We start from the raw sequence: 15,327 nt of genomic DNA, 5'->3' as shown, positions 1-15,327 counted from the left end.
GCGTATTCTCAGGTCAGTTGGCCGTGGCAGTGTTTGTACTTCTTGCCGCTGCCGCATGGGCAGGCGTCATTGCGCCCCACACGCGGCACATCGGCAGCGCTGGGTTTCACCGTGGTGCTATCCACCGTGGTCTCCACTTCACCGGTTTCAGTGGGGGCGCTGTAGGTCACGTTGGCAATGCTCTCGCCACGGGTCTCCATGGCGTCTGCCGCCTGCTCCAGTTGCTCGTTGGACTGGATCTTGACCGTCATCAGCACCTTGGTGACTTCGTGCTTCACAGAATCCAGCAACTGGCCAAACAGTTCGAACGCCTCGCGCTTGTACTCCTGCTTGGGCTGCTTCTGGGCGTAGCCGCGCAGGTGGATGCCTTGGCGCAGGTAGTCCAGCGCGCTCAGGTGGTCACGCCAGTGGCTGTCGATGCTCTGCAGCAGCACCATGCGTTCAAACTGCGTGAAGTTCTCGGCGCCTACCAGATCCACCTTGGCCTGGAACGTCGCATTGGCCGCTTCCACCACCGTGGCAACCACGTCTTCGTCGGCAATGGAACTGGCCTCTGATACTTTCTTTTGCAAGTCCAGTTCCAGCTGAAAATCGTCAGCTAGTGCTCTTTCCAGGCTGGTCACATCCCACTGCTCTTCCACCGACTCTGCGGGCACGTACTGGCGCACCAGGTCCTCAAAGGCACCTTCGCGCAGCGAGGTGATTTGGGCGCTCAGGTCCTGTGCATCGAGGATCGCATTGCGCTGTTGGTAGATCACCTTGCGCTGATCGTTGGACACGTCGTCATATTCCAACAGCTGTTTGCGCATGTCAAAGTTGCGCGCCTCCACCTTGCGCTGCGCACTCTCAATGCTGCGCGTGACGATACCGGCCTCAATGGCCTCACCATCAGGCATCTTCAGGCGGTCCATGATGGACTTGACGCGGTCACCCGCGAAGATGCGCATCAGCGAATCGTCGAGACTCAGGTAGAAGCGTGAGGAGCCGGGATCGCCCTGGCGACCGGAGCGACCACGCAGTTGGTTGTCAATACGGCGCGACTCGTGACGCTCGGTGGCTATGATGCGTAGGCCCCCCAGGGCCTTGATGGCTTCATGATCTTGCGTCCATTGCGCGCGAACCGCCTTGATTTTCTCTTCCTTGGCGGCCACATCCAGACTTTCATCGGCTTCCACTGCCTGGATGTCTTTTTCGATGTTGCCGCCCAGCACGATATCGGTACCCCGACCTGCCATGTTGGTGGCAATAGTGATCATCTTGGCACGGCCAGCCTGGGCCACGATGTCCGCTTCGCGGGCATGCTGCTTGGCGTTGAGCACTTGGTGCGGCAGCTTTTCCTTCTCTAGCAGCTGGGCGATGATTTCCGAATTCTCGATGGAGGTGGTGCCGACCAATACGGGCTGGCCGCGCTCGTAGCATTCGCGGATATCCTTGATCGCGGCCTCGTACTTTTCACGCGTGGTTTTGTACACACGGTCCAGCTGATCTTCACGGCGGCTGATGCGGTTCGGAGGAATTACCACGGTCTCCAAACCGTAGATTTCCTGAAACTCGTAGGCTTCGGTGTCAGCGGTACCGGTCATGCCTGACAGCTTGCCGTACAGGCGGAAGTAATTCTGGAAGGTGATGGAGGCCAGCGTCTGGTTCTCAGCCTGAATTTGCACGCCTTCCTTGGCTTCCACGGCTTGGTGCAGGCCATCGCTCCAGCGGCGACCTGTCATCAGGCGGCCCGTGAATTCGTCCACGATGACGATCTCACCCTGCTGCACCACATAGTGCTGGTCGCGGTGGTACAGGTGATTGGCCCGCAGCGCCGCATACAGGTGGTGCATCAGCGTGATGTTGGCCGGGTCGTAGAGGGAGGATCCCGCAGGAATCAATCCAAGCTCCGCGAAAATTTGTTCGGCCACTTCATGGCCCTGCTCGGTCAAAAACACCTGATGACTCTTCTCGTCCAGCGTGAAGTCGCCCGGCTTGATGATGCCCTCACCGGTGCGCGGATCAGCTTCGCCCTCTTGCTTCACCAGCTTGGGGATGGCCTTGTTGATGGCAATGTACAGGTCTGTGTGGTCTTCCGCTTGGCCACTGATGATCAGGGGCGTACGCGCCTCGTCGATCAGGATGGAGTCCACCTCGTCCACGATGGCGTAGTTCAAGCCGCGCTGCACGCGATCGGCCACTTCGTAGACCATGTTGTCGCGCAGGTAATCGAAACCGTATTCGTTATTGGTGCCGTAGGTAATGTCGGCACGGTAGGCGGCCTGTTTCTCCTCGCGCGGCGCCTGGGGCAGGTTGATACCTACGGTCAAACCCAAGAAGTTGTACAAGCGCCCCATCCACTGCGCATCGCGGCTGGCCAGATAGTCGTTCACCGTGACCACGTGGACGCCCTTGCCACTGAGGGCATTGAGGTACACGGGTAGCGTGGCGGTCAGCGTCTTGCCTTCACCCGTGCGCATTTCCGAAATCTTGCCGTTGTGCAACGACATGCCACCCAGCAGCTGTACGTCGAAGTGGCGCATCTTCATCACACGCTTGGAACCCTCGCGCACCACGGCAAACGCTTCCGGCAGGACAGAGTCCAGTGTTTCACCCTTGGCAATGCGGTCCTTGAACTCCTGCGTCTTGGCGCGCAGACCATCATCGGTCAACTGTTCAAACTGCGGCTCCAGCGCGTTGATGCGTGCCACGACAGCACGGTATTGCTTGAGCAAGCGGTCATTGCGACTGCCAAAGATTTTGGTAAGGATATTGGTGGCCATGCATGCAAGACTGGCCTGGACCCCAACATGGGTTCGCAGAACAGCGCAGTCCTTTTTCTAGTCTGGGTGAAATGGGGACGTTCCGGGAAAAAACAACCGCCACGGCGGGCAGCTTTGACCAGGAAAGCCAAACCCCGGATTTTAGCGTTGCGGCGCAGCCGCTTTGGACTGGGCCACTTGGGTCGCCGGCAGATTGCGGCCCGCATTGAGGAATTTTTGCGGATCCTGGGGAACACCCTGCACCAGCACCTCAAAGTGCAAGTGCGGCCCGGTGGAGCGGCCAGTCGTTCCCACCTCGGCTATTTTCTGGCCACGTTTGATCAAATCGCCTTTTTTTACGAATACCTTGGAGGCATGCGCGTACCGGGTAATCAGGTCATTGCCATGGTCGATTTCCACCATATTGCCGTACTGCGAGTGAAATTCCTGCGTGACAACCACCCCACCGGCGGCGGAATAGATAGGGGTGCCGGGCTCTGCGGGGAAATCCAAACCAGTATGCAAGGCCGAGCGACCTGTGATGGGATCAATGCGCCAACCAAATGTCGAGCCCAGGTTCGCATCGTGCACCGGCGCCTGGGTGGGCACCATCATTTTCTTGATTTTTTGCTCAAACAAACGCGACTCAATCACCGTCATCACGTCCGTGCGCTGGTTCGCCAGCACGTCCAAGTCGGCCAACGTGGCATCCAGCTCCTGCAAGGTCAGATCACGACCATTGACCAGCGCGCCACCTTGCCCCGGCTTGATCTTGATGTCGGCAGGGTTGACGCCCGCCAGACCGGAGACGCGCTCACCCAAGGATTCGAGTTGCAGCATCTTGGCCTGCATCTCGCCCAGCTTTTTCGCCAACACCTCGATGTTCTCGCGCATATAGCGGTCACGCTGGGCAAATTCGTCCTTCACCACAAGACGTACCAGCGAGCCCACGATGGGCCAACCCTCGCGCGCACCCTTGAGAAACACCCAGTGATACAGACCGGCAGACACCAGCATAAGCACAAACGACAGACCCAACAGAGACAGAATCAGCTTGGCGCCACTCAAATGGAAAGCCCGGCTTTTGGCCATCCACGCGTCCGTGATAATCACTTGCATTGATTCAAAACCTTTTCTCTTTCAAGCATGATCCGAAACCATCGCGCCGTCACGGTGTTGCAGGCAACCCAAGAGTCGCCCACCTTGGCGCGTCTGGCCGATATGGCCATGGAGTCGTCGGCCCGGCTGAAGAGCCTGGAAACCCTGATCCCACGTGCACTGCGCTCCGCGATCAAAGCGGGGCCGATTGATGGCCCAGTGTGGTGCCTGCTACTGGACAACAACGCGGTTGCGGCCAAAGTGCGGCAATTGCTCCCTGCCATGGAAGCGCACCTGCGCTCCAAAGGGTGGGAGGTTAACTCAATTCGGTTAAAGGTCCAAATGGCGCCGACGGCCACACGGTAAATGGCGACGGGTATTTGTGTGTGAAGGAGGGGGAATGGTGCCGCTTGTCGGATTCGAACTGACGACCTACCGCTTACAAGGCGGTTGCTCTACCAACTGAGCTAAAGCGGCACGGGCTGGATTCTACATCACGCGCAGAGCAGGTTTTGCCTGCAAGGCGCTTATTTCACACGTGTAAGGGAGGGGCGACCACCGGCCGGGCGCGGTGTATCGGGGCCGCCATCATCAGGCTTGCCAGGCACAGGCGCTAGCGCCGAGGCCTTGGACTCTACCGCCGGGACCTTGGAGTCTGTGGTACCAGGCAACGCCGACACAGGAAACGCCATGCCCTGTCCATTTTCACGCGCATAAATGGCCAGCACCCGATGCACCGGCACCAGAATGTCGCGCGCCACACCGCCAAAACGCCCCTTGAACTCAATAAAGTCATTGCCGAGCTTCAACGCACTGGTTGCGTCAAAACTCACGTTCAGCACGATTTCACCATCCTTGACGAATTCGTGGGGCACGCGCACCGAGTCGTCCACCTGCACCGCAATGAAGGGCGTGAATCCATTGTCCGTACACCATTCGTACAGGGCACGAATCAGGTACGGTCGGGTGGAGTTGGTGTCTTGGGCGTCCATCATGGCAGTGTGCAGTCGCCGAGTTACTTGCGCATGACCTTTTCAGATGGCGTCAACGCCTCAATGTAGGCGGGGCGCGAGAAGATGCGTTCAGCGTACTTGAGCAGGGGTGCCGCATTTTTACTAAGGTCAATGCCATAGTAGTCCAGACGCCACAGCAGAGGAGCAATCGCCACATCCAGCATGGAGAAGTTCTCACCCAGCATGTACTTGTTCTTCAGGAACACGGGAGCCAGCTGCGTCAATCGGTCACGGATGTGGGCGCGGGCTTTTTCCAGTGCTTTTTCGTTGCCCTTGGAGGCACGGGCTTCCAGGGTCGACACATGCACAAACAACTCCTTCTCGAAGTTCAGCAGGAACAGGCGCACACGGGCACGGTCCACAGGATCGCCGGGCATTAGTTGGGGATGAGGGAAACGCTCATCAATGTACTCATTGATGATGTTGGACTCGTACAGAATCAGGTCCCGCTCCACCAGAATTGGCACTTGGCCGTAAGGGTTCATGACGCTGATGTCTTCGGGCTTGTTGTACAGGTCCACATCGCGAATCTCAAAGTCCATGCCCTTCTCGAACAGCACAAAACGGCAACGGTGGGAGAAGGGGCAGGTTGTTCCTGAATACAGCACCATCATGGCGAGAGACTCCTAAAAAATGAAAAAGAGTGGGTCGCCTTGGCAAACCCACTCTGACACCATCACACGCAGCCCAAAAGCCGCGGGACAGTACGAACCGCAGTTACTTGACGTCTTTCCAGAACGCTGCGTTCAGACGCCACGCGAACAGAGTCAACACTGCCAAGAACAACAGTACCCAAACGCCCACCCGCACACGGGTGTTCTGGGCGGGCTCGCCCATCCACTGCAGGTAATTCACCAGATCGCCCACCGCCTGGTCATACTGGGCAGGCGTCATGGTACCCGGTGTGATCTGCTTCCAGCCAGTCAGCACGCTCACTTCATGGCCATGTTGCTCCACCGTGTCGTATTGGGGTTCACGCTCGCCTTGCAGCTCCCACAGCACATGCGGCATGGCAACGCTTGGGAATGCGAGGTTGTTCCAGCCGGTGGCCTTGGTGGGGTCACGGTAATAGGTGCGCAGGTACGTGTAGAGATAGTCAGCACCTGTACCACCAGCGCCCGCCCGCGAACGCGCGATCACGGTCAAGTCCGGAGGATTGGCACCAAACCACTCCTTGGCCTGACGTGGATCGATAGCGGCCTTCATGGTCTCACCGACTTTTTCAGTGGTGAACAACAGGTTGTCCTTGATCTGCTGGTCCGTCAGACCAATGTCCTTCAAGCGGTTGAAACGCATGAATGCTGCCGAGTGGCAATTCAGGCAGTAGTTCACAAATAGCTTGGCGCCGTTTTGCAGGGAAGCCATGTCATTGGTCTTGACCGGGGCCTTATCCCAAGCAATACCGCCGGTATTGGCATGGGCACCAGCAACCAGGCCGAGCGCCATGGCAAGTGTCATCAGTACTTTTTTCATCAGTCTTTTCTCCGGCGCTCAGTGGGCAACGTAGTTGACGCGGGATGGCACGGGCTTGGGTTCACCCAGTGCGCTCCACCAGGGCATCAGCAGGAAGAAGCCGAAGTAGCCAAAGGTGAACAATTGGGACACGCGCTGCGCGACGTCCTGGCCAGCCAGGCTGCCCCACACGCCAGGAGCCTGGATACCGAGGTAGCCCAGCACTGCGAACATGAATACAAAAGCACCATACAAATACTTGTGCCAGTCAGGGCGGTAGCGAATGGACTTGACCGGGCTGTTGTCCAGCCAAGGCAGGAAGAACAGGATGACCACGGCACCACCCATCACCACCACGCCCCAGAACTTGGCATCGATAGAGAGCATGAGCGCAGCAACGACGACTGCCCCGCCGCCGATCAGGCCCTTGAAGATAGTAGGCATCTTCACCTTGAAAATGCCAAACGCTGCAGCGCCCAACACACTCAGAATCAGCGCGTACATCATCTCGCTGGTGATGGCACGCAGCATGGAGTAGAACGGTGTGAAGTACCAGACAGGCGCGATGTGCGCTGGCGTCTTGAGCGGATCGGCCGGAATGAAGTTGTTGTACTCCAGGAAGTAGCCGCCCACCTCCGGTGCGAAGAAGATGATGGCGGTGAACACCATCAGGAACATGCTGACCGCAAAGATGTCATGCACTGTGTAGTAGGGATGAAAAGGCACGCCATCCAGGGGGTGGCCAGCCGCATCACGGGGAGCGTTGGGACCCTTGATTTCGATGCCGTCGGGGTTGTTGGAGCCGACGTCGTGCAGCGCCAGCAAGTGCGCCACCACAAGGCCCAGCAGGACCAGGGGCACGGCAATCACGTGGAAGCTGAAGAAGCGGTTCAGCGTCGCGTCGCCCACCACGTAGTCACCGCGGATCAGCAGCGCCAGGTCAGGACCGACCAAAGGCACGGCCGCAAACAGGTTCACGATCACCTGGGCGCCCCAGTAGGACATCTGGCCCCAAGGCAAGAGGTAGCCCATGAAGGCTTCGGCCATCAGGCACAGGAAAATGGCGCAGCCAAAGATCCAGACCAGCTCACGCGGCTTGCGATAGCTGCCGTACAGCAGGCCACGGAACATGTGCAGGTAGACCACCACAAAGAACGCAGAGGCGCCCGTGGAGTGCATGTAGCGGATCAACCAGCCCCATGGCACGTCGCGCATGATGTATTCGACCGAACCGAATGCCAGCGCGGCATCGGGCTTGTAGTGCATGACCAGGAAGATGCCGGTCACGATCTGGATCACCAGCACCAGCAGCGCCAGCGAGCCGAAGATGTACCAAAAGTTGAAGTTCTTCGGAGCGTAGTACTCCGACATGTGCACCTTGTAGGCATCAAAGGCCGTGGGGAACCGGTTTTCAAACCAGTTGGTCACCTTTTCGCCCGCCGAGGCATTAGGAGAGATTTCCTTGAAAGTCGCCATGTCTATGTTCCTCAGGCTTTCTTGTCTTCGCCGATCAGCAACTTGCTGTCAGACAGGTACATGTGCGGCGGCACTTCCAGGTTGTCGGGCGCGGGCTTGTTCTTGAACACGCGGCCAGCCATATCGAAGGTGGAGCCGTGGCAGGGGCAGAGGAAGCCACCGTGCCAGTCGTCCGGCAGAGACGGCTGGGGGCCAGCCTGAAACTTGTCAGACGGAGAGCAACCCAGGTGGGAGCAAATACCCACGGCTACAAAGTACTCGGGCTTGATGGAACGGCCTTCGTTGCGGGCGTATTCGGGGGTCAGTTCAGAGGGCTTGCGCTCTGACTTGGGGTCGGCCAGCGAGGCGTCGTTGGCCTTGAGGGCTTCCAGCTGCTCCGGCGTGCGGCGCACAATCCAGACCGGCTTGCCGCGCCATTCCACGGTGACTTTCTCACCAGGCTTGATGCCTGAGATGTCCACTTCGACCGCCGCGCCGGCGGCTTTAGCGCGCTCGGAAGGCTGAAAAGTGCTCACAAAAGGAATGGCGGTGGCAACACCGCCCACTGCACCGGCGCAGCTGGAAGCTATCAACCAGGTCCGTTTGCTGGAGTCGATCTTTTTGCTGTCGACAGGGGTTTCACTCATGAGAATCCTCAATGAACATCGCTAGTAGGGGTAAGCCGGGATTGTAGCTGACGGCAGTAGGGGCATTCAACGTGCCGTTTGGCACGAACACCGGCCAGGGGCCCACTTTTGTAGGTAATACTGCGGGTCTTTCAACCTTCATGGAGCCAGACGATGGGAATGATTCAGGAATTCAAGGATTTCGCGGTCAAGGGCAATGTGATTGATCTGGCCGTCGGTGTGATCATTGGTGGGGCCTTTGGCAAGATCGTGGACTCGGTCGTGGGCGACCTGATCATGCCGCTGGTGGGTGCCATCATTGGCAAGCTGGACTTTTCCAACCTGTTCTGGGTGCTGGGCGCCGTACCGCCCGGCACCGACGCCACGCTGGCAGGCCTGAAAAAAGCCGGTGTCCCGGTGTTTGCCTATGGCAGCTTCATCACCGTGGCGGTGAACTTTGCGATTCTGGCCTTCATCATTTTCCTGATGGTCAAGCAGATCAACCGCCTGAAGAAGGAAGCCCCGGCCGCCGAACCGGCCCCGGTTGTGACACCCGAAGACGTGCTGCTACTGCGCGAGATCCGCGACAGCCTGCGCAAATAAGCAATCACCATCGCGCAGCTTGCTATTGATTCAGTAGCTGCAAGCGCAATGGATACGGGGGCTAGAGCCCCCTTTTCTTTTTAAACGGCTGTGCTGCAAAGTTGGCGCGCCATGTGAATGGCGGCCAGTAGGCTGGATGGATCAGCGCGGCCCGTGCCGGCAATATCAAACGCGGTGCCGTGGTCCGGGCTGGTGCGCACCAGTGGCAGGCCCAGCGTCACATTCACGCCCTGCTCCACGCCCAGGTACTTCACCGGAATCAATCCCTGGTCGTGGTACATGGCCACGACCACATCAAACTCGCCTGGATGCCCCGCCGCATGGCGGGCCCGCATGAACACCGTGTCGGGCGCATAAGGCCCAAACACCTGGCAGCCCTGGGCGCGCGCAGCCTCCACGGCCGGAATCACCGTGTCCAGCTCCTCGTGGCCAAACAGGCCGCCCTCCCCCGCATGGGGGTTCACACCCGCCACCGCAATGCGCGGTGTACGGCCCAGCGTACGCAAGAGCGCGGCATGGGTGATGAGAATGGTTTGCAGCACGTTGTCCATGGTTACGGCGGCCAGCGCGTCGCGCAGCGAGACATGGATACTGACCAGCACAGTGCGCAGCTCGTCGTTGGCCAGCATCATGCGCACGGGCATGGCGTCCACCGCCACGCCGGCATGGCGCGCGGCGGCGGCTTGCAGCATCTCGGTATGGCCCGGGTAGGCGTCATACGGGGCACCTGCGGCAGACAGGGCTTCCTTGTGCAGTGGAGCCGTGACCAGTGCAGCCACCTCGCCGCGCAGCGCGGCATCCGCCGCCCACAGCACGCAGCGGCCGGCGAACTCGCCAGCGGCCGCACTGACCTGGCCCCAGGCCACGGGCGCCAAGGCATCGCCCACCTGCAGGACGGGCAGGCAGCGCGGCGGCAGTTGCTGCACTTCGAACGGAGTAGCGATCTGCACCACAGGCAGCGGCACCACGCCCTGCACCACGGCCAGCGCACGTCGCATGGCCTGCACATCGCCGGCTACAAAGCAACCGCGCAGCGCCTCGGGCTCACGCAGAAAGCACTGGGCAATGATTTCGGGACCAATGCCGGCGGCGTCGCCCAGCGTAAGGGCGATGGGGGAAACAGGCGTACGCATCATGCGGGATTGTCGATGTCGATGAACTGGTGCGAAAGACCCAGCTGTGCCGCCACGTGGGCTCCCACCGCGGGCGCACCATAGCGCTCGCTGGCGTGGTGGCCGCAGGCAATGTAGGCCACGCCGCACTCGCGGGCGTAGTGGGCCTGGGGTTCGGAAATCTCACCGGTGAGAAAAGCATCGGCCCCGGCGGCAATGGCATCTTCAAAATAGCCTTGGGCACCGCCGGTGCACCAGGCAATGCGGCGCAAGGGCTGCGTACCGCCAGACACCAGGGTCACCGTGCGGCCCAACCGGGTCTGCACACGGTAGGCCAAGTCCTGCGCCGTGCTCAGGTCTGCAGGCGCCGCGCCCAGGAAGCCCAGCTGCTGCTCCCCAAAGCGAGTGTCCGCCGCCAGCCCCAGCACCTGCCCCAGCTGTGCATTGTTGCCCAGTTCGGGGTGGGCATCCAGCGGCAGGTGGTAGGCGAACAGGTTGATATTGTGTGCCAGCAGCAGACCCAGGCGCTGGCGCATCCAGCCGGTCACACGGCCGTCGTAACCGCGCCAGAACAGGCCATGGTGCACGAGGATCGCATCGGCCTTGGCCGCAATGGCCGCTTCGATGAGCGCAAGACTGGCGGTCACCCCCGATACCAGGGTATGCACATCGGCGCGCCCCTCCACCTGCAGGCCATTGGGTCCGTAATCTTTGAAGCGCTCGGGTTGCAGCAGCGCGTCCAGCGTGGAGAGCAAGGTGGTGCGGTCGGTCATGGTGTGATTGTCGGGGAGGATTGGGGTTGCAGCGTGCTGTCGCAGCCCCGCCCGGCCGCAACCCAGCGGTGCGCTGTGCGGCGCAGCACGGCCGCAGCCAACAACTGCACCCACCGTACACCACGACCCCCGGCCCAGGGCATCGCCGCCTGCGCCACCGCATGGGGCGCCGTGATGGCACCGCAGCGGTATGCGGAGTCCGCCTCGCTCCAACGCAGCGCGTCGCAGGCGCCGCGGCGCCTGCCTGACAGCAGCATGCCCAGCGGGCAGGGTTCGACCAGGCAACACACGCCGCAGCCATTGCAGGCTGCGCCCACAGCGGGCTTGGGCGGGGCCTCGGAGTGAATGTGGATGGTGTAGGTGGACGATGGCATATGTGCTGGCTGCACTGTAACGCGCGGATGCTTGCCGCCTACAATTTGCCCCGTGCGGCGCGCCTGTGCGCTGCCCATGCTGGATTTACCGATGAAACGTCTCTGGTTGCTGTTTTCCCAAACCGCCACGGTGCTGCTGGCAGCATATTTTGTGGTGGCCACGCTCAAGCCGCAATGGCTGGGCCATTCACCTGGCGCGGGCGGTGCCATTGCCCTGCTGGAGGCCCCTGCCCTGGCGCCCGGCGAAGTCCCGCCCGGCAGCTTCCGTCTGGCGGCACAAAAAGCATCGGCCGCCGTGGTCAGCATCAACACCAGCAAGGCGGCCACCAAAAACCCCAACGCCAATGATCCCTGGTTCAAGTTTTTCTATGGCGACCAGGGCAGCGAAGCCCAGGGCGGCCTGGGTAGCGGTGTGATCGTCAGTGCCAGCGGCTACATCCTGACCAACAACCATGTGGTGGAAGACGCCGACGAGATCGAGGTATTTCTGAACGATGGCCGCCACACCAAGGGCAAGGTCATCGGCACGGACCCCGACAGTGACCTGGCCGTCGTGAAGATCGATCTGGACAAGCTGCCCACCATGGTGCTGGGCAACTCCGACACCCTGCAGGTGGGCGACCAGGTGCTGGCGATTGGCAACCCGTTTGGCGTGGGCCAGACCGTGACCAGCGGCATCGTCAGCGCGCTGGGACGCAACCAGCTGGGCATCAACACCTTCGAGAACTTCATCCAGACCGATGCGGCCATCAACCCCGGCAACTCGGGCGGCGCGCTGGTGGACACCAACGGCCACCTGCTGGGCATCAACACGGCCATCTACTCACGCTCTGGCGGCAGCATGGGCATTGGCTTTGCCATTCCCGTCACCACGGCCAAGCAGGTGCTGGACGGCATTGTCAAAGACGGCCAGGTCACGCGCGGCTGGATTGGCGTGGAGCCCAACGACCTCTCGCCGGAGCTGGCCGAGACCTTTGATGTGAAGACCAAGGAAGGCGTGATCATTACCGGCGTGCTGCAAAACGGACCGGCGGCCCAGGCCGGTGTGCGCCCCGGGGACGTGATCGTCAGCATTGCCGACCATCCGATTGCCGATGTGACGCAGTTGCTGTCGGTGGTGGCCTCGCTCAAGCCGGGCACCGCAGCGGCTTTCACCATTGAGCGCAAGAACCAGAAGGTGCAGCTCAACGTGACCCCTGGCGTGCGCCCCAAACCAAAGGCTGCACCCCACTAGCATCAGCTGCGACACCAAGCAAAAAGGCGACCCCAGGGTCGCCTTTTTGCTATGGATTCAGGAGCTACTTTCGCAATGGATACGGGGGCTAGCGGCCTGAAAGGCTCAAGAACCTGAAGTGGGTGCCTCTTCAGGTGGCGCCTGGGTGTGCTTGATGAACACCTGCGCCGCCCAGATACCGATCTCATACAGGATGCACATGGGAATGGCCAGCGCGAGCTGCGACACCACGTCGGGCGGCGTGACGATGGCAGCCGCCACAAAGGCCACCACGATGAAGTAGCTGCGAAAGCCCTTGAGTTTGTCGATGCTGACCAGCCCCATGCGCGCCAGCACGATCACCACAATGGGCACCTCGAACGCCAGCCCGAAAGCCAGGAACATGGAGAGCACGAAGTCGAGGTAGGCCTCGATGTCGGGCGTGGCGGAAATGCTCTTGGGCGCAAAGCTCTGGATGAACTTGAACACCTGGCCAAACACGAAGAAGTAGCAAAACGCCACCCCCACGAAGAACAGCAGCGTGCTGGAGATCACCAGCGGGAGCACCAGCTTTTTCTCATGGCTGTACAAGCCTGGCGCCACAAAGGCCCACACCTGCCACAGCACCACCGGCAACGCCAACAGAAACGCCGTCATCAGCATGATCTTGAGTGGCACCAGAAATGGCGAAATCACCGAGGTGGCGATCAGCTTGCCCCCCGCGGGCAATGAGCCCACCAGAGGCGCTGCCAGAATGTCGTACAGCGCAGCCGGCCCCGGGTAGATCGCCAGCAGGGCCAGGGCCACGCCCACGGCGATGGCGGCCTTGACCAGGCGGTCGCGCAGCTCCATCAAATGCTGCACAAAGGGCTGCTCGGTGCCGGCAAGCTCGTCTTGCGGATTGTTGTCTGATGCCATGGGGAAAGGTGGTGGTGCCGGTCAGCGCACGCGGGGCGGCCGAAACCGTGCCACGCGGGCTGCGCCCGACTGCGCCCGGGTACGCACGCCCGCACGGGCCTTGTACCACTGGGGCATGGCGCCTTGCTTGAGGCGCCAGTTCTTGTTCGGGTGCTTGTATTGGGGGGGCTGGGGCTCCAGCGCCGCGTCGGTGGCGTCGGACCACGACTTTTCAAAATCGCTGGCCTGCGTCTGGATGGAGTTCTCCACGTCGCGCGCGGCACCCTCCACCGTTTCACGCATCTTCTTGAGCTCATCGAGCTCCATGGATCGGCTCACCTCGGCCTTGACGTCGGCCACATAGCGCTGCGCCTTGCCCAGCAAGGCACCCACGGTGCGGGCGACTTTGGGAAGCTTCTCCGGCCCGATGACGACCAGCGCCACCGCGCCGATCAGCGCCATTTTCGATATGCCGAGGTCAATCACGCAGTGCTATCGCTTCAGTTTTTTTGCTTGGCTTCCACGTCGATCGTGGTTTTTTCAGACGCGTTGGCCACTTGCTGCGCGGGGGCAGCAGGCTTGTCGTCAGCCGAGGCTGCACCATCACGCATGCCGTCCTTGAAGCCCTTGACCGCACCGCCCAAGTCAGTACCGATGTTCTTGAGCTTCTTGGTGCCGAACACCATGACCACGATCAACAGAACGATCAACCAGTGCCAAATAGAAAATGAACCCATGATTTACTCCTAACGATGTATTGAATTCTAGTCGGCGTGGGCAAAGCCCTTTTATTGCGCCGCCGCTGTTTACTACCCACGCAGCCAAGGGCGCGGGCCGCCCATGACATGGAAGTGCAGGTGGTGTACCTCCTGCCCCCCCTCTGCGCCGGTGTTGGTCACCAAACGGTAGCCGCCATCCGGGTAGGGATTGCAACCCTCCTGCAAGGCCAGCTTGGGTACCAAGGCCATCATATGCCCCATGAGGGCGGCATGTTCAGGCCCCACCTGCGCCATGCTGGCAATGTGGGCTTTGGGCACCAGCAAGAAATGGACCGGCGCCCAGGGATTGATATCGTGGAAGGCGTAGACCTGATCGTCCTCGTAGACCGTTTTAGACGGAATCTGCTTGGCAATGATCTTGCAGAAAATGCAGTTGGCGTCGTGCCCCGGTGTGTGTGTGCTCATGCACCAATCTCCTGGCCCTTGTTCATGGCGATGAAGCCGCTAACGATGCGATAGAGGAACCACAGTGACACCAGCCCCCAGGCGATATAGCCGGGAATGATGAGCAGGAGCCACAGGGGCGTGGTGACGATGTACAGCAGCCCGGCCATCAGCACCGAGCGGATGCGCCAGCGGAAATGCGAGGCATGCCAGGTGCCGGCCGCATCTTCGCGCTTGACCATGTCCAGAATCAGCGCCACCAGCAGCAACGTCACGCCAAACTGGCCACCAGGAATGAAGGCGCTGACCGCCACGATCAGGTGCAACACATAGCTGATAGTGCCCACGGTGTTGAGCGACTGCAGCTTTTGCAAACTGGCCGCGTCGTCGGGGGTGGTGAAGTTCTGGCTCATGCGCACTCCTGGTTCAGGGTTAGGCTTTGGGCTCCGCCTCACGCGCAATGACTTTGCGCAGGGCTTTCTCTTCCAGCCCGCTGGTGCCCACACGGCGCTCCAGCTCGGCAATCACATCGGCAGGCGACAGGCCGTAGTGCGACAGTGCCACCATGCAGTGGAACCACAGGTCGGCCACTTCGTAGACGATCTTGCTGGCGTCACCGCCATGGTCCGCGTCCTTGGCGGCCATCACCACCTCGGTGGCTTCCTCGCCAATTTTCTTCAGGAAGGCGTCGGGCCCCTTGTGCAGCAGGCGGGACACATAGCTGGCGTCCGGGTTGCCGCCATTGGCTACCTTGCGGCTTTCAATCACGGCGGCCAGGGCGGCCAAGGAGTCTTGAGAAATGGACAT

19 protein-coding genes and 1 tRNA gene are annotated in these 15,327 nt (G+C 60.7%); 3 read left to right on the top strand and 17 right to left on the bottom strand.

The window, feature by feature from the left end; genetic code table 11:
- Positions 1–8 precede the first annotated feature (8 nt).
- Both secA and AC07OE_RS00665 read right to left on the bottom strand, forming a co-directional pair.
- On the bottom strand, positions 9–2,762 hold the full coding sequence (secA, locus tag AC07OE_RS00670; RefSeq protein ID WP_495068636.1) for a preprotein translocase subunit SecA: 2,754 nt from the start codon (positions 2,760–2,762) through the stop codon (positions 9–11).
- Positions 2,763–2,903: 141 nt separating this feature from the next.
- On the bottom strand, positions 2,904–3,860 hold the full coding sequence (locus AC07OE_RS00665) for a M23 family metallopeptidase (RefSeq protein ID WP_495068635.1): 957 nt from the start codon (positions 3,858–3,860) through the stop codon (positions 2,904–2,906).
- Positions 3,861–3,887: 27 nt separating this feature from the next.
- On the opposite strand from AC07OE_RS00665, the gene AC07OE_RS00660 reads away from it, so the two are divergent.
- The gene (locus AC07OE_RS00660; protein WP_495068634.1) at positions 3,888–4,205 is read left to right on the top strand and encodes a hypothetical protein; all 318 of its coding nucleotides are present in this window, start codon (positions 3,888–3,890) and stop codon (positions 4,203–4,205) included.
- A 35-nt stretch (positions 4,206–4,240) separates the two neighbouring features.
- Here AC07OE_RS00660 and AC07OE_RS00655 read toward each other — a convergent pair.
- From AC07OE_RS00655 to petA, 6 genes are all read right to left on the bottom strand, one after another.
- Positions 4,241–4,316 (bottom strand) — tRNA-Thr (locus AC07OE_RS00655).
- Between the two features lie 50 nt (positions 4,317–4,366).
- On the bottom strand, positions 4,367–4,831 hold the full coding sequence (locus AC07OE_RS00650; RefSeq protein ID WP_495068633.1) for a ClpXP protease specificity-enhancing factor: 465 nt from the start codon (positions 4,829–4,831) through the stop codon (positions 4,367–4,369).
- Between the two features lie 23 nt (positions 4,832–4,854).
- Positions 4,855–5,466 carry a glutathione S-transferase N-terminal domain-containing protein gene (locus AC07OE_RS00645; RefSeq protein ID WP_105262683.1) on the bottom strand — a complete coding sequence of 204 codons (612 nt, stop codon included), beginning with the start codon at positions 5,464–5,466 and terminating at the stop codon, positions 4,855–4,857.
- A 103-nt stretch (positions 5,467–5,569) separates the two neighbouring features.
- Positions 5,570–6,325, bottom strand: a complete 756-nt coding sequence (locus AC07OE_RS00640; RefSeq protein ID WP_495068632.1) for a cytochrome c1 — start codon at positions 6,323–6,325, stop codon at positions 5,570–5,572.
- Positions 6,326–6,343: 18 nt separating this feature from the next.
- A complete protein-coding gene (locus AC07OE_RS00635) occupies positions 6,344–7,780 on the bottom strand; it encodes a cytochrome b (RefSeq protein WP_495068631.1) in 1,437 nt (478 codons plus the stop codon).
- An 11-nt stretch (positions 7,781–7,791) separates the two neighbouring features.
- Positions 7,792–8,406, bottom strand: a complete 615-nt coding sequence (gene petA / locus AC07OE_RS00630) for a ubiquinol-cytochrome c reductase iron-sulfur subunit (RefSeq protein WP_495068630.1) — start codon at positions 8,404–8,406, stop codon at positions 7,792–7,794.
- 153 nt (positions 8,407–8,559) lie between these two features.
- On the opposite strand from petA, the gene mscL reads away from it, so the two are divergent.
- The gene (gene mscL / locus AC07OE_RS00625; protein WP_495068629.1) at positions 8,560–8,988 is read left to right on the top strand and encodes a large conductance mechanosensitive channel protein MscL; all 429 of its coding nucleotides are present in this window, start codon (positions 8,560–8,562) and stop codon (positions 8,986–8,988) included.
- An 80-nt stretch (positions 8,989–9,068) separates the two neighbouring features.
- Here the strand turns inward: mscL and pdxA are convergent, their stop codons facing one another.
- Genes pdxA through AC07OE_RS00610 form a run of 3 tightly spaced genes read right to left on the bottom strand, consistent with a single transcriptional unit; the run spans position 9,069 to position 11,247 of the window.
- On the bottom strand, positions 9,069–10,121 hold the full coding sequence (gene pdxA, locus AC07OE_RS00620; RefSeq protein ID WP_495068628.1) for a 4-hydroxythreonine-4-phosphate dehydrogenase PdxA: 1,053 nt from the start codon (positions 10,119–10,121) through the stop codon (positions 9,069–9,071).
- On the bottom strand, positions 10,121–10,873 hold the full coding sequence (locus AC07OE_RS00615; RefSeq protein WP_495068627.1) for a Nif3-like dinuclear metal center hexameric protein: 753 nt from the start codon (positions 10,871–10,873) through the stop codon (positions 10,121–10,123). Before AC07OE_RS00615 ends, pdxA begins: the two co-directional genes overlap by 1 nt.
- Positions 10,870–11,247, bottom strand: a complete 378-nt coding sequence (locus tag AC07OE_RS00610; protein ID WP_495068626.1) for a hypothetical protein — start codon at positions 11,245–11,247, stop codon at positions 10,870–10,872. Before AC07OE_RS00610 ends, AC07OE_RS00615 begins: the two co-directional genes overlap by 4 nt.
- Before the next feature lie 91 nt (positions 11,248–11,338).
- Between AC07OE_RS00610 and AC07OE_RS00605 the strand changes: the two genes are divergently transcribed.
- Positions 11,339–12,481: a S1C family serine protease gene (locus AC07OE_RS00605; protein ID WP_495068625.1), complete on the top strand. Its 1,143-nt coding sequence runs from the start codon at positions 11,339–11,341 to the stop codon at positions 12,479–12,481.
- 105 nt (positions 12,482–12,586) lie between these two features.
- Here AC07OE_RS00605 and tatC read toward each other — a convergent pair whose 3' ends face one another.
- The 6 genes from tatC to AC07OE_RS00575 all read right to left on the bottom strand — a co-directional run bounded on the left by tatC (position 12,587) and on the right by AC07OE_RS00575 (position 15,327).
- A complete protein-coding gene (tatC, locus tag AC07OE_RS00600) occupies positions 12,587–13,378 on the bottom strand; it encodes a twin-arginine translocase subunit TatC (protein WP_495068624.1) in 792 nt (263 codons plus the stop codon).
- A gap of 21 nt (positions 13,379–13,399) precedes the next feature.
- A complete protein-coding gene (gene tatB / locus AC07OE_RS00595) occupies positions 13,400–13,843 on the bottom strand; it encodes a Sec-independent protein translocase protein TatB (RefSeq protein ID WP_495068623.1) in 444 nt (147 codons plus the stop codon).
- Positions 13,844–13,857: 14 nt separating this feature from the next.
- The gene (tatA, locus tag AC07OE_RS00590; protein ID WP_495068622.1) at positions 13,858–14,094 is read right to left on the bottom strand and encodes a Sec-independent protein translocase subunit TatA; all 237 of its coding nucleotides are present in this window, start codon (positions 14,092–14,094) and stop codon (positions 13,858–13,860) included.
- Between the two features lie 72 nt (positions 14,095–14,166).
- Positions 14,167–14,541, bottom strand: a complete 375-nt coding sequence (locus tag AC07OE_RS00585; RefSeq protein ID WP_495068621.1) for a histidine triad nucleotide-binding protein — start codon at positions 14,539–14,541, stop codon at positions 14,167–14,169.
- The gene (locus AC07OE_RS00580; protein WP_495068620.1) at positions 14,538–14,933 is read right to left on the bottom strand and encodes a DUF4870 family protein; all 396 of its coding nucleotides are present in this window, start codon (positions 14,931–14,933) and stop codon (positions 14,538–14,540) included. The genes AC07OE_RS00585 and AC07OE_RS00580 overlap by 4 nt, the downstream gene beginning before the upstream one ends.
- 19 nt (positions 14,934–14,952) lie before the next feature.
- Positions 14,953–15,327 (bottom strand): phosphoribosyl-ATP diphosphatase, encoded by a 375-nt coding sequence (locus AC07OE_RS00575; RefSeq protein ID WP_495068619.1) that lies wholly within the window; start codon positions 15,325–15,327, stop codon positions 14,953–14,955.

The organism is Rhodoferax sp. GW821-FHT09E07 (assembly GCF_059416145.1).
This window is presented reverse-complemented; position numbering and strand designations above follow the sequence as displayed.

Bases quoted from the DNA above. Each gene is read 5' to 3' on its own strand.
- secA (WP_495068636.1), bottom strand. From the start codon at position 2,762: ATGGCCACCAATATCCTTACCAAAATCTTTGGCAGTCGCAATGACCGC.
- AC07OE_RS00665 (WP_495068635.1), bottom strand. From the start codon at position 3,860: ATGCAAGTGATTATCACGGACGCGTGGATGGCCAAAAGCCGGGCTTTC.
- AC07OE_RS00660 (WP_495068634.1), top strand. From the start codon at position 3,888: ATGATCCGAAACCATCGCGCCGTCACGGTGTTGCAGGCAACCCAAGAG.
- AC07OE_RS00650 (WP_495068633.1), bottom strand. From the start codon at position 4,831: ATGGACGCCCAAGACACCAACTCCACCCGACCGTACCTGATTCGTGCC.
- AC07OE_RS00645 (WP_105262683.1), bottom strand. From the start codon at position 5,466: ATGATGGTGCTGTATTCAGGAACAACCTGCCCCTTCTCCCACCGTTGC.
- AC07OE_RS00640 (WP_495068632.1), bottom strand. From the start codon at position 6,325: ATGAAAAAAGTACTGATGACACTTGCCATGGCGCTCGGCCTGGTTGCT.
- AC07OE_RS00635 (WP_495068631.1), bottom strand. From the start codon at position 7,780: ATGGCGACTTTCAAGGAAATCTCTCCTAATGCCTCGGCGGGCGAAAAG.
- petA (WP_495068630.1), bottom strand. From the start codon at position 8,406: ATGAGTGAAACCCCTGTCGACAGCAAAAAGATCGACTCCAGCAAACGG.
- mscL (WP_495068629.1), top strand. From the start codon at position 8,560: ATGGGAATGATTCAGGAATTCAAGGATTTCGCGGTCAAGGGCAATGTG.
- pdxA (WP_495068628.1), bottom strand. From the start codon at position 10,121: ATGCGTACGCCTGTTTCCCCCATCGCCCTTACGCTGGGCGACGCCGCC.
- AC07OE_RS00615 (WP_495068627.1), bottom strand. From the start codon at position 10,873: ATGACCGACCGCACCACCTTGCTCTCCACGCTGGACGCGCTGCTGCAA.
- AC07OE_RS00610 (WP_495068626.1), bottom strand. From the start codon at position 11,247: ATGCCATCGTCCACCTACACCATCCACATTCACTCCGAGGCCCCGCCC.
- AC07OE_RS00605 (WP_495068625.1), top strand. From the start codon at position 11,339: ATGAAACGTCTCTGGTTGCTGTTTTCCCAAACCGCCACGGTGCTGCTG.
- tatC (WP_495068624.1), bottom strand. From the start codon at position 13,378: ATGGCATCAGACAACAATCCGCAAGACGAGCTTGCCGGCACCGAGCAG.
- tatA (WP_495068622.1), bottom strand. From the start codon at position 14,094: ATGGGTTCATTTTCTATTTGGCACTGGTTGATCGTTCTGTTGATCGTG.
- AC07OE_RS00585 (WP_495068621.1), bottom strand. From the start codon at position 14,541: ATGAGCACACACACACCGGGGCACGACGCCAACTGCATTTTCTGCAAG.
- AC07OE_RS00580 (WP_495068620.1), bottom strand. From the start codon at position 14,933: ATGAGCCAGAACTTCACCACCCCCGACGACGCGGCCAGTTTGCAAAAG.
- AC07OE_RS00575 (WP_495068619.1), bottom strand. From the start codon at position 15,327: ATGTCCATTTCTCAAGACTCCTTGGCCGCCCTGGCCGCCGTGATTGAA.